Annotated in this window: 12 protein-coding genes and 3 pseudogenes; 8 read left to right on the top strand and 7 right to left on the bottom strand. The window is 68.1% G+C overall.

Annotated features, from left to right (window positions below):
• The first annotated feature begins 103 nt into the window (after positions 1 to 103).
• Positions 104 to 1,317 (top strand): annotated as a pseudogene (locus tag AC0666_RS31600) (beta-ketoacyl-[acyl-carrier-protein] synthase family protein).
• Between the two features lie 61 nt (positions 1,318 to 1,378).
• Here the strand turns inward: AC0666_RS31600 and AC0666_RS31595 are convergent.
• Positions 1,379 to 1,951, bottom strand: coding sequence for a TetR/AcrR family transcriptional regulator (locus tag AC0666_RS31595; RefSeq protein ID WP_478708881.1), 573 nt, complete (start codon positions 1,949 to 1,951; stop codon positions 1,379 to 1,381).
• Between the two features lie 26 nt (positions 1,952 to 1,977).
• Between AC0666_RS31595 and AC0666_RS31590 the strand changes: the two genes are divergently transcribed.
• Positions 1,978 to 2,274 (top strand): SDR family NAD(P)-dependent oxidoreductase, encoded by a 297-nt coding sequence (locus tag AC0666_RS31590; protein WP_468973388.1) that lies wholly within the window; start codon positions 1,978 to 1,980, stop codon positions 2,272 to 2,274.
• A gap of 26 nt (positions 2,275 to 2,300) precedes the next feature.
• Here the strand turns inward: AC0666_RS31590 and AC0666_RS31585 are convergent.
• The 5 genes and pseudogenes from AC0666_RS31585 to AC0666_RS31565 form a co-directional block, all read right to left on the bottom strand.
• A pseudogene (locus AC0666_RS31585) lies at positions 2,301 to 2,531 on the bottom strand (erythromycin esterase family protein); the annotation flags it as partial.
• Between the two features lie 289 nt (positions 2,532 to 2,820).
• Positions 2,821 to 3,600 (bottom strand): LLM class flavin-dependent oxidoreductase, encoded by a 780-nt coding sequence (locus AC0666_RS31580; RefSeq protein WP_478708880.1) that lies wholly within the window; start codon positions 3,598 to 3,600, stop codon positions 2,821 to 2,823.
• Entirely contained in the window at positions 3,591 to 3,791 is a 201-nt protein-coding gene (locus tag AC0666_RS31575) for a hypothetical protein (protein ID WP_468586527.1), read from the bottom strand. The genes AC0666_RS31580 and AC0666_RS31575 overlap by 10 nt, the downstream gene beginning before the upstream one ends.
• 10 nt (positions 3,792 to 3,801) lie before the next feature.
• A complete protein-coding gene (locus tag AC0666_RS31570; protein WP_468973390.1) occupies positions 3,802 to 4,371 on the bottom strand; it encodes an ATP-binding cassette domain-containing protein in 570 nt (189 codons plus the stop codon).
• Positions 4,345 to 4,709: pseudogene (locus AC0666_RS31565) on the bottom strand (hypothetical protein); the annotation flags it as partial. The pseudogene AC0666_RS31565 and the gene AC0666_RS31570, both read right to left, overlap by 27 nt.
• A gap of 833 nt (positions 4,710 to 5,542) precedes the next feature.
• Between AC0666_RS31565 and AC0666_RS31560 the strand changes: the two are divergent.
• From AC0666_RS31560 to AC0666_RS31535, 6 genes are read left to right on the top strand one after another with little or no spacing between them, the layout of a single operon-like run.
• Positions 5,543 to 5,920, top strand: a complete 378-nt coding sequence (locus AC0666_RS31560; RefSeq protein WP_478708879.1) for a WXG100 family type VII secretion target — start codon at positions 5,543 to 5,545, stop codon at positions 5,918 to 5,920.
• Positions 5,921 to 5,932: 12 nt separating this feature from the next.
• On the top strand, positions 5,933 to 6,238 hold the full coding sequence (locus AC0666_RS31555; protein WP_468586521.1) for a WXG100 family type VII secretion target: 306 nt from the start codon (positions 5,933 to 5,935) through the stop codon (positions 6,236 to 6,238).
• The gene (locus tag AC0666_RS31550; RefSeq protein WP_468973371.1) at positions 6,238 to 7,914 is read left to right on the top strand and encodes an RNase A-like domain-containing protein; all 1,677 of its coding nucleotides are present in this window, start codon (positions 6,238 to 6,240) and stop codon (positions 7,912 to 7,914) included. The genes AC0666_RS31555 and AC0666_RS31550 overlap by 1 nt, the downstream gene beginning before the upstream one ends.
• Positions 7,915 to 7,943: 29 nt before the next feature.
• On the top strand, positions 7,944 to 8,501 hold the full coding sequence (locus AC0666_RS31545) for a hypothetical protein (protein WP_468586517.1): 558 nt from the start codon (positions 7,944 to 7,946) through the stop codon (positions 8,499 to 8,501).
• 9 nt (positions 8,502 to 8,510) lie between these two features.
• Positions 8,511 to 8,810: an RNase A-like domain-containing protein gene (locus AC0666_RS31540; protein ID WP_468973374.1), complete on the top strand. Its 300-nt coding sequence runs from the start codon at positions 8,511 to 8,513 to the stop codon at positions 8,808 to 8,810.
• Between the two features lie 10 nt (positions 8,811 to 8,820).
• The gene (locus AC0666_RS31535; protein ID WP_468973376.1) at positions 8,821 to 9,498 is read left to right on the top strand and encodes a contact-dependent growth inhibition system immunity protein; all 678 of its coding nucleotides are present in this window, start codon (positions 8,821 to 8,823) and stop codon (positions 9,496 to 9,498) included.
• 799 nt (positions 9,499 to 10,297) lie between these two features.
• Here AC0666_RS31535 and AC0666_RS31530 read toward each other — a convergent pair.
• Positions 10,298 to 10,834, bottom strand: a complete 537-nt coding sequence (locus AC0666_RS31530) for a hypothetical protein (protein WP_468973378.1) — start codon at positions 10,832 to 10,834, stop codon at positions 10,298 to 10,300.
• Between the last annotated feature and the right edge of the window lie 482 nt (positions 10,835 to 11,316).

The raw sequence follows: 11,316 nt of genomic DNA, 5'->3' as shown, positions 1-11,316 counted from the left end.
TATCGGTCGGCTTCCTCCCTGACCGACGAGGTTCCGGCTGAGATGATCTTCATCAGATCGGCAAGCGTTTTGTGGAATCCCTACTCCATTGAGGAGGCAAAACATGGCTGGAAACGGTCAGGTCGTGGTCACGGGCCTGGGTGCCCTCACACCGGTGGGCTCCGATGCGCCGTCGTCCTGGTCGGCTCTGCTGGCCGGAAAGTCCGGGGTGCGCTTCCTGGACGAGGAGTGGGCCGCGGACCTGCCCGTGCACGTCGCGGCCGGCCTTCCCTCGGACCCGGCGGCGCTGCTGCCCCAGTGGAAGCCCGGAAGCTGGACCGCGGAGAGCAACTGGCCATGCTCAGCGCCCGGGAGGCCTGGCAGGACGCCGGCGCGCCCGAGGTCGCCCCGGAGCGGCTGGCCGTGGTCATCGGCACCGGCACGGGCGGCGTCCTGACCACCCTCGGCCAGGACGACCTCTTCGAGCGCTCGGGCGCCCGCCGGCTGTCGCCGTTCGCCGTTCCGATGCTCATGCCCAACGGCCCGGCGGCCTGGGTCAGCATGGACCTCGGTGCCAAGGGCGGCGCACGGACGCCGGTGAGCGCCTGCGCCTCCGGGGCCGAGGCCCTCGCCATGGCCCAGGACCTGATCCGTGCGGGGCGGGCCGACGTGGTCGTCGCCGGCGGTGTCGAGGCGTGTCTGCACCCCTTCACCATCGCCGCCTTCGCCCAGATGAAGGCGCTGTCCACCGAGTCGGAGAACCCGGAGGCGGTCTCCCGCCCGTTCGACGCCGCCCGGTCCGGTTTCGTCATGGGCGAGGGTGCGGGGATCATGGTGCTGGAGAGCGCCGAGTTCGCCCGTGCCCGCGGCGTACGCACGTACGGCTCGCTGGCCGGCAGCGCGGTGAGCTCCAGCGCCCACCACATCACCGCCTCCGACTCCGACGGCCAGGTCTTCGCGATGGAACACGCCATGCGCGACGCGGGCGTCGACCCGCAGGACATCGGAGTGGTGCACGCGCACGCCACCTCCACCGAGTCCGGTGACGTGGCCGAGGCCGAGGCGATCCGCAGGGCCGTCGGCGGGCACGCCGCGGTGACGGCCACGAAGTCGATGACCGGTCACATGCTGGGGGCGTCCGGCGCGGTGGGCGCGATGGTGGCGCTGCTTTCCCTCAAGGAGGGCAACGTTCCCGCCACGCTCAACCTGGACCGGCTCGACCCGCGGGTCGACCTGGACGTGGTGCGCGGCGAGAACCGCACCGGCCAGTGGTCGGCGGCCCTGGCCAACTCGTTCGGGTTCGGCGGACACAACGTCAGCCTGGTGTTCACCAAGTAGTCCGCAGGCCAACGGCCCCGGGCCCCGCCTTCGGCCTCGCTCCGGCTCTCGGGACGGACGTTCACGAAGTCTGCGTCGGGGTGAACTTCGTGAGGATCAGCAGGGTGTAGACGAGGTCCTCGGCGGGGGCGCCGGTGGCCAGGCGGCGCAGCTGCTGCCCGAAGACGAGGGCGACGGCCGCGCTCGCCAGGCGTTCGGGGTCCGCTGCGCCGAGGTGGGTCAGGATCCGGGTGGCCAGCAGGTCGTAGGCGGCGAAGCACTCGGCCGCGGCGGAACGCAGCCGTTCGTCGCGGCCGGCCTGGACGTACAGCTCGAAGGGCGCGATGTGGCGGCTGTCGAAGGCGTTGCCGCCCGCGACCTGGGCCACCACCTCGGCCGCCTGCCCGATGCCGAAGCGCTCGTCGGAGCATGCGTCGGCGAGGGCCGTGAAGTGCCGGGTCTCCTCGGCGACGAAGTGCAGCAGGCTCTCGTGCAGTAGCTCGTGTTGCGTGGCGAAGTGGTAGGTGACGGAACCGAGCGAGACTCCGGCCTCCTTGGCGATCCGCCGGTTGGTGACGGCGGCGATGCCGTCCTGCCCGATGATCCGCAGTACGGCGTCGATGATGCTCTGGCGGGTGTCGGAAGCATGGGGCACTTCGACATTCTGCCCCATCGAACAGCATGACTGGCCTTGCAGCGCCGGGGATTTGGGGTGTTCGAGGTGTGGATAGGGGGCGAAGAGATCCCTACTGTTCGTTCGAACGAACAGTAGAAGGCGGCCGCACGGGAGTCATCGTGGACCTATCCGGATCGAACGTTCTGCTCGCCGGGGCTACCGGAGGCATCGGCTCCGCCTTGGCGGTGCGCCTGGCGGCGCAGGGAGCCCGCCTCACGGTCACCGGGCGCAGGGAGGAGGCCCTCAAGGCCACCGCGGACGCCTGCGGCGCCCGCACCAAGGCGCCCACGCGCCCGGCCTGATCGGGCGCCGTGCGGCGCAGAAAGGCGGCGACGACCTCGACCGAGTCGGCGCAGAGCTGGGGGTCGGTTCCCACGAAGCGGATCCGGCGCCCTTCCGGCAGGTCGCGGTTGTGGGCGCGCAGCCACTCGACGAGGTCGAGCATCTTGCGGGTGCGCCAGGTCCAGAAGCCCAGCCTGGCGACGAGCCGTTCGGGGGAGCCGGTGCCGTACCGGACGTACGCGTCGAGCGCGCGGGCGGCGGACTGGCTGGCCTCCATGGCGAGGGTGGTGAACCCCTCCTCACGGACCAGGAACTCCACGATGCGGTGCTTCAGCCGGAAGAACTCGCCCGTGCCGTGGGTGGATTCGCCCAGACCGACGATCCATGTCCCCCGCAGTGCCTCGCCCAGGGGTTTCAGGTCCTCCACCGGCGCGCCGGGGGTCAGGGTGCTCAAGGGCTTGGCGTGCTCGTTCAGCCATCGGGCGATGTCGTCGGGCACCGTCTTGCCTCTCCTCACCGCGTGCGGGAGGGCGGCACGCGGTCGCGCCCCGGCCTCTCGCACCCGTTCATGGGTCAGTTCGTCGCCTCCCGGCAGGCCGCGAGGATTTCCCGGAGGTCCCGTACGGCGTCCGGTCGGCCATGCTCGGAATACACTCCCGCGACGTTGACGACAACTTCGTCCACCCCGCCCGATCGTATTCAGCCAGCTGTGCGGCGATGTTCCCGGGCGTGCCGTAAAGGAAGACTCCGGAGTCGACGAGGGCACGGGCGCCGAGGCCCGGGCGGCTGTGGTGGACGCGCAGGCCGGCGCGGCGCAGCATGTCGCAGTAGTGCGGCCCGGCGAGGTGGACGTGGGCCGCTGCGAAGGCGAGCCGGTAGGCGTGGCGTCCGGGGCGGTCGACGGCGGCGTGCACGACGGTGACCATGCGGGGCACCGGGCGGCCCGACTCGGCCGCGCCCTTCGCCATGGCGGGCAGCAGGGTGTCGCCAACGTAGCCGGGCGGGGTCATCCAGCTGATCGCCGCGTCCGCCGCCCGGTCCGCGGCCCGCGCGAGCGTCGGCCGGAGCACACCGAGCCCCGTCTCCACTCCCGGATGCGGCAGGCCCGGCAGACCGATGGAGGCGCCGATGCCGGGTCCGGCGACTCCGTCCTCGGTTCCGATCAGGCGCCGCACCTCGGTCAGGTATTCCACACAGGCGTCGCGTGGGCTGTCGTACGGCTTTCCGTGCAGTCCGGCGACGACGTCGGGGGTCGCGGGACCGAGTCCGAGGGTCGTGCGGTGTCCGGTGAGGGCGGACAGGGAGCGGGCCTGGACCGCCGCGTCCAGCGGATGCCTCAGCGGCATGAGGGCGACGCTGGTCCGACCGGGACGCGGTAGCCCATGCCGGCCAGGTAGGCGAAGACCTGCTGGGTGTCGGCGCAGAGAGACTGGCCCTGCCAGAGGCGGGCCGTGTCTCCGTCGCGGACGAGCGCGGCGAAGGGGGCGACGTGCCGGGGGTCCGTCGGCATGGCGGGGTACAGGACAGATACTCGCATCACTCGGCCTTCAGGGGGACGCGGCTTCGGTCAGGTAGCCCGAAGTTTGGATACGGAAGAGCCGGGCGTAGACGCCGTCGGCCCTCAGGAGGTCATGGTGCACGCCGTCCTCGATGACCTTGCCGTTCTCCAGGACGAGGATCCGGTCGGCCATCCGGACCGTGGCGAAGCGGTGGGCGATGACCAGGGAAGTGGCGCCGCGGGCGACATCCTTGAGCCGGCCGAAGATCTCCGCTTCCGCCTCCGCGTCGATGGCGGCCGTCGGCTCGTCGAGGACGAGGACGGGAGCGCGGCGTATGAAGGCTCGACTCAGGGCTATCTTCTGCCACTGGCCGCCGGACAGCTGGTGGCCGTCCTCGAAGTGGCGGCCGGGCGTCGTGTCGTAGCCACGGGGCAGCGCCTCGACGAACCCGTCGGCGCCGGCGGCCCGTGCCGCCTCGGCGACGCGCGCGGTGTCCTCGCGGGCTTCGACGCTGCCGAAGCCGATGTTGTCGCGGACGGGCAGCTCGTAGCGGATGAAGTCCTGGAAGATGACGCAGCGGACGGCAGGCTGCCCGGTCCAGCCGGTGGCGGCCACCATCTCGAGCGCGGCGTCCACGACAGGCCGTCCGTCCGTCACCATCCACACGGCCCCTGCGCCAGGCCCGCTGGTCCAGAAGCCGTGCCTTGCGTGCGCTGCCCTTCACTCCTACTCCAATTCCGAGCCGAGTTCCCGGCCGACCAGCCGCGAGCGGTGGCGTCGGAAGCCGTGAGCAAGACCCGCGTGATACGCACCTCCGCCCCCATGGCACGCTCGAGCATGTCGGTCGCCTCAGGCAGCACACTCGCAGTGTTCGTGTAGATCAGACGGCGGTAGCCGCGCTTGGTGAAGTTCTCCCCCACAGCCGTCAGATTCTTCTCGGTGATCTCCGAACGGTGGGCGCAACGCCGAGTCGTTGCTCGTCTTCGCGGGGGAGCAGCAGCCGCAGAGGCCCTGGCCGGGCATGGTCACCGCACGGGAGGTCGTTCAGTCGGCCGTCTCGGAGGTCGAGCAGTAACGTAGGGTGGCCGCGACCGAGATCGAACCCTGAGGCATCCGTGGCGATTTCGTCGCCGCCCTGTCGCACCTGCTGGCCGAGCTCATCGAGAACGCGCTGGTGTACTCGGCGGTGCTGCTCCCGGTCGAGGTGTACGGCCGGCGGGACCTCGACGAGCACTGCCTGGTGGTGGTGGACCGGGGCATCGGCATGAGCCCCGAGGAGCTGGCCCGCGCCAACGCCCGCCTCTCGGGCCACGAGAGTTTCCTGGTCGCTCCTAACCGCTACCTCGGCCACTCCGTCGCCCGGCCGGCTCACCGGCCGCCTGGGCGCCCACGTGGAGCTCCGCCCGACGGAGGGCTCCGGCATCACGGCGTACGTGGGCCTGCCGGCCGCGGTCCTCGTGGAGGAAGCGGGGGTACGGGCGGCGACATAGCGGCCGGCGCCGTTCTCCGGACCAGGGAGTCCGGAGCCGGTGGGCAGCCGGAGCCGCCGCCGCAGGCGATGGCTGCCCCCGGACCCATGGCCCGTCTGGCCTGCCTTCCCCCCCCAGCGGCCACAAGACTGGTGCTACACGTTTCGACTTCTGCGTACGAAGTGGCGGAAGCTGCCCCTGTGTTGCTGCTTGCTAGAGTGCAAGTGTTGAACGCTTTGTTGAGCAACTGGGCAACTGAGCAGTTGAGCGGTCATCGGGGTACGGGGGGCGGATACGTGGCGACAGATCCCAACTTGCTGGTGAGCAGCGTGCACTTGACCAGGCTAGCCGACGACCTCGACGAAATGCAGCGCTACCTGGACCGGCAGGTCAAGCGCATGGACACGGTCGTCGACACGATCGAAGCCCGCTGGCAGGGGCCCGCGGCCAAGGCCTACCGACGGCGGCATCGTGATGCCGCCAAGGAAGCGGTACGCATCCGTGAGCTCATGAAACTGATCGAAGCGGCCGTTCGCCTGAGCCGAGACGGATTCACCGAGCAGGAGCTCGACACTCTGGCCGCCTTCAGGCGCATCCAGATGTCCGTCGACGTGGACAGGGAGGCGGCCGAGCTTTCGACCCCCAACACCGGGAGCCCGCCCCTCGCGCCGAGCACGAGCCGCTTGCAGGATCTGTGACGAGGGGGACGCATGACTGACAGCGACGGCAACATAGCGGTCGACTTCGCCACTCTGCGGCTCCTCTCCGGCCAACTGGAAGAGATCCTCAAGGAGCTCAACGAGAACGTCCAGACCATGCACGACCGCGTCGAGAAGGTCGTTCTCACCTGGGAGGGAGAGGCCCGCGAGGCGTTCATCGACAAGCTGGACGAGTGGGATCGGTCCGCACGGGACCTTCAGGCGACACAGGCTTGGCTTCACAACATTGTGACGACGGGTCAGAGAAACTACGCGGCGGCACATGCCGCGGTGCTGCGCGGATGGGGAGCGGCCTGATGAGCATGCCTCCTCCTCCGCCCCCCTTGAAGAACGGAGACATCGACGTCACCCCCAGTGCGCTGCACGCGCTCGCGGGCTACGTCGCCTATCTCCAGGACGGACTGCACAAGGGGGCCAATCAGCTCCTCAACGAGCTCGGCCGATATCCGGACTGCGGCGGCTATGGAACCGCCGCATGGGAGTTCGCCACCGCGTACAAGAAGGTCGGCAACCGTTTCATCGAGGTGTGGGCCAAGTCGGTGGCGAGCGTCGGAGGCGCTGCCGTCGGCTTCGCCGTGACCGCGAACAACTACGCGACCGCGGACGCCGCCACGGACCCCTCGGGCGCCCCGGCACAGACCCAGCCACCGCCGACCGTGATCGACACGCCGCCGAACTACGGGTCCGTGACGGACCTCAAGTGGGCGGACGTCGACCAGAGCCAGGACATCTTCCAGTTGGCACTGGAGGCGGTGGAGGCCGGAGTCCTGGCGATCATCAGGCCCCTCCTGGAGGACGCCTACCGTATGGGCAAGGCGGCCGAGATCATGCCGTTGCCCGATTACGTGGGTTTGGACAGCATGTCCGTCGCCTGGGTGTACGCGAGCACGTCCGTCACCGCCACGGACGGAAACCTCAGCAGTGCTGTGCACAACTACACCGATCGGTCCAACGGCGAGTGGAACGCCGCGATGCGGCAATTCTGCAGCGCTGTCTGGGGTACGAGCGCGTGGGGCCAGAGTCGCGAGGGTTACGAGTGGAAACATGACTCCGCGCAGCCCGGTCAGGCCAGCAGCCACCCTGTCATGGACGTGATGGTCAAGACCTGTGACGTCATGAGCGACGCTCTGCGTGCCTGGGCGGCCGCCGCGAAGGATGTGCGAGACGACCTTCGCAGGCTCTACCACGAAGCCGTGCTGAAGGCTCTGCCGCACATCGACAGAAGCGACGGTCTGGACATGAAGGACGTCAAGAGCTTCGGCAAGGGACTCCTCAAGATGGGGAGGAGTTTCGCGGTCGGCTTCGCCCTTGAGGTGGACGAGGAGGCTATGAACGCGGCGGTCGAGGCGTACAACAACCGCGTGCGCCGACAGGTCGCTGAGCTCAACAAACTCCACGAAGCCCTGGATGAGGCATATCTCAGTGCTCCCACGTTCCGGGCCGAGTCGGCGCGGGCGGAGTCCTTCGGCGCCCGAGCTCTGACCGATTTCAAGAACGATCCGCTCTACACGGTGGCGGGGGACGACGAAAGCAATCACAAATACCCGATCGACCTCGCGAACCAGGAGGGCATTCTCGGGTCCCATGTGGTGGACAAGCATGTGGGAAAGACGGATGAGCAACTGGAACAAAGGCTGAGGGACCAGCAGATCGTCAGGCCTTCCGGCATCCGGCCCGAGGCCGTTTCGGCGTTCGGGAGCCTTACAGATGCGCAGCGGTATACTCAGGCGGCCCTGGATGAACCGAACAATCAGAGGAAGATCGACAATTGGCTCGCGGGTAACCCTGGACCCAACTCGTCACGCTCACTCCTCCTGACGACCAACGACGTCGTGGGAAGGTCGTGGGACCGGGGTGACACCGCCGCGCGTGACGTGACCAATGTATGGGTCGTTCTGAGACCCAACCCGGGGAGCCACCCACCGTTCGTCGTTCTCACTTCCATGCCCACCGACAAGACCCAGCACCCGTAGTGCGCACGTGGAGAACTGAGGTAAGGCCCATGACTCGGATTGACGCCACCTCGTGGAGCCGTTCTCTGCAGGCCCTTTTCGGGGAGGGCATGTTCGCGGCCGTGGGGGCGCGGCGACGCGATGACTGGCGCCTGGACGCCCTCGACGTCATGCAGCTACGGACGGACGACCCGCGTGGCTGGTCGAAGGTTGTCGCGGCACCGGGAGGGGGCGATTACGGCACCGGCCCGGACAGCCCGTTCAGTGCTGTCACGCCAGGAGACTTCAGCACGGCCTTCCCTGTGTCCAGGAGGGGTACCGAACAAATCCTGGTCACTCTCCAGGGTGAGTGGTTCCAAACAGAGGACATTCCGGATTTCGATGCGCGAGAGGCCGAGCTGACCTCGCACGCGAGAACGGTCCTGGAAAGATTCGGAGAGGACGCGCTATTTTTTACCAATGCGGCGACGGCGCGAGAGAATCCCCATGCCGATATGTTCCGTCGCGAGGGCGCCTATGAGGGCTTCACCAGCCACGTAATGGATTGTGGTGTAATCGCTGTCTCCGCCACGGAAGTCGGCATCTTCTGGGGCTTCACCATCGACTGAGGATCTCCCGTGCGTACCCGTTCTGCCACCTATCCCGACCGCGCGACCGCACAGTGGTGTACCCAGCAGGTCGTCACGCGCAACGAGCAGGCCGTACATCGCTGGCTGGCCCAGGGCACGCGACCGAGGCTCACCATCGAGGCCGCTTGGCCGTCCCGTGAGGAGGCCGTCGGGCGCGTGCTGCTGCAGGCGATGATGCTCGCCGGTCGTGAGCCCCTCGATGTGCGGGCCGCGCGGGTGACGCTGAGGCGTGAAGCGTTGAGTCCGCACGGCTTCGTCGTGCACGCCACTTACCCGATCTACCTCTGAAGGTGCCGCAGTGCCCATGAAACCGCTTGAGTTCGACCGCCGGTACGGCGAACTCGACGTCGTCGTCGCAGCCTTCGTCGGACAGGAACCCGACAGTCCGGAAGCAGGCACAGCGCCTCCGGCTCTTCAGGCGTACCTCCGGCACACCTGGCACACCCGGCCCTGGGCGCTCTCCGTCGCCGAACAACAACTTCGAGAGTACGCGCGGAATCCGCCGGGCAGTTTGCGGCTGCGCCTCGGCGAGTTCTATTCGGTACCCGACATCGGGCTGTCCGAGTCCCGGACTCAAAGCTGGCTGTCCGAGATGGCCGACCACATCAAGCGCAGCATCGAGTCCGGAGACGTGCCTCCGCCGGCCGCGCCTCAGACCCACTGGGAGTGGCACGCCCGCTTCGGGGAGCTGGGACAGTTCCTCGGCGGTTGGTTCTCGCAGGACATGCCCGACGAGTTCGGCGACCACGATGCGGCGGTCCGCGACTACAGGGCAACGGTTGATCCCCAGCTGACCGCCCGGCTGGTCGGCGAGATCCATGAACTGCTGGCTCTGGGGCTGGAGGAGCACGACTACGCCGTCGGCGTCGCTGAGCTCGGCATGGAGGTCGAGCCGCCGGCCTCGTTCTCGGTCGAAGCCTGGCTCCGGACGGTGGCGGAGCACCTCGGGACGACCAGGCCCGAGTACACGAACTGAACAGTTCCGTCCGGAGGGCTTTCCGGGCCGGCGGGGCTATGTTGGAGCCCGTTGCCATGGGGTACTGACCTGCGGGTTTGTAGTGTACTTGCGATTGGTGAAGGGGGGAGGCGTGGTGGACTTGGGAGCTGTGGTCGTGCTTGCGGGGATCGCCGTGCTCGGTGGCGTGGTCGCCGCCCTCGCGGGCGTTCAGGGCTTGCGCCTGGCGCGCCGCGTGAGCGGAACGGGCGTGCGGGTGTCGGCCCTGGTCAAGCGGCAGCCGGGTTCCCCCCATTACCGTTTTGGCGCCCCGCAATGGGGCGCCGGGCCTCCGGAGTTGGCATGACTGTCTCCCCCTGTCGAACGCATGGCCTGGGGGTGGTGTCACCGGCTCCGGAGGCACGACAGACCGCTGATTAGGGGCATGACCACCGGCTTCTTCGCAAGTCGGGAGGCTCTTCGTCATGTGGATGTGGGGATCGGTGCCGTGGGACGGCCGGGTGTGGGGACGACCGGAGGACGCACGCGATCGACGTCAGTGACATCGGCGCCTTCCTCGGTCTGGACTTCGGCCAGGGCGAACACCACGCCAGGTCCTGCTGGAGCCGCTCGGCCTGTCGGCGAGCCCGTTCCGGCTGCGCGCCCGAGGGGGCGGCGCCCCGCGGACGCGACCCACGCCGGGTCGTGCGACTCGTACTGGTCCGGCGGCGCCCGCCGCCCAGTGTGGTGGAGGCGTAGAAGGCCCCCTCCCCGACGAGAGCCGAAGCTGTGCCTCGGATGGGGCTGTCGGGTAGCGGCTACTCAGATCAATTCCGTCGGTTCAAAGAGAAAGGGCTGCAGTGGCTGTCATGGCAGCCACGGAGGCGATCAGTCGCCACCCGATCTCGTGCGCTGCGTTGAGCAGGGACTTGTCCGCCGCTTCGAGCGCTGCAAGGAGCGCCTTGATCTCGGTCCGGTCGCTACGATCGACGGCGCCCAGCAGGCGCAGAACCAGTAGCTTCAAAGGCTGGTCGGGCTCTCTGGCCAGACGTTCCCCATCGGGGTGGTTGATGATCTCCACCAGCTTCCGGAGCACAGGAAGGGCGGCGATGTCGTTCTGGATGAAGGCCATGCCGACTTGCAAGCCGACGTTGTGTACGGCCGTCGCGATGGGCATGGGGTCCAGTTTCGAAGTTGTCGCGAAGGTGGCGAGCTTCGCGAGTTCCGCCTCAGTCCCAGCCCAGCACTTCTGGAACGCGAGAGCCTCCGCCAGCAGGGCGATGACATTGATCCGCAGCACCACGGGAAGCCGAGGGTCGTCCAACAGTGTCCGACAGCGTTGCTCGATCTCGTGGTCGGGCAGGTTCTTGTCGCTCAAGGCCTGTGTGATCCGCTCGATGTAATTTCACTTGTGCCGCGAGCACGGGGGCGCGGCCGGCACCCACCAAATCGAAGTCGATGGCATCCGGGTCATGGACTGCCTCGGTGGTACACGTTGGTTCGATTAGCGCCGCACTTACGCCTGGGCGCAGCCCTTCGGCAGCGGCCAGTAACTCCTCCAGCGGGACGAGATATTGGTACTGAAATCCGAAGGCCGCAACCTGCCCCCCCGCTCCGCCATGCCGGCCCCTTCCTTCCCTAGCGATCAAGCCTTTGGTGGTCGTTCAAGGCTAAGTAGCCCCACTGACAACATGGGGTGTCCCGTGCTGAGCACGCGAGACGTGGGAGAGCTGACCGGGATCATGTACAGCTGTCACGGCCACGTCTAAGGGTTGTCCCGTAAGTGATCTTGCCGTGGGATGATCTAGGCCGTGGCTGGTGTGATCACGGCGTCTGAGCCGTCCTGGATAGCCCCGTTCG

This window comes from Streptomyces sp. NPDC043680, from assembly GCF_056436685.1.
The sequence above is the reverse complement of the archived record's forward strand: the minus strand, read 5'-3'. Positions and strand labels throughout refer to the sequence as shown.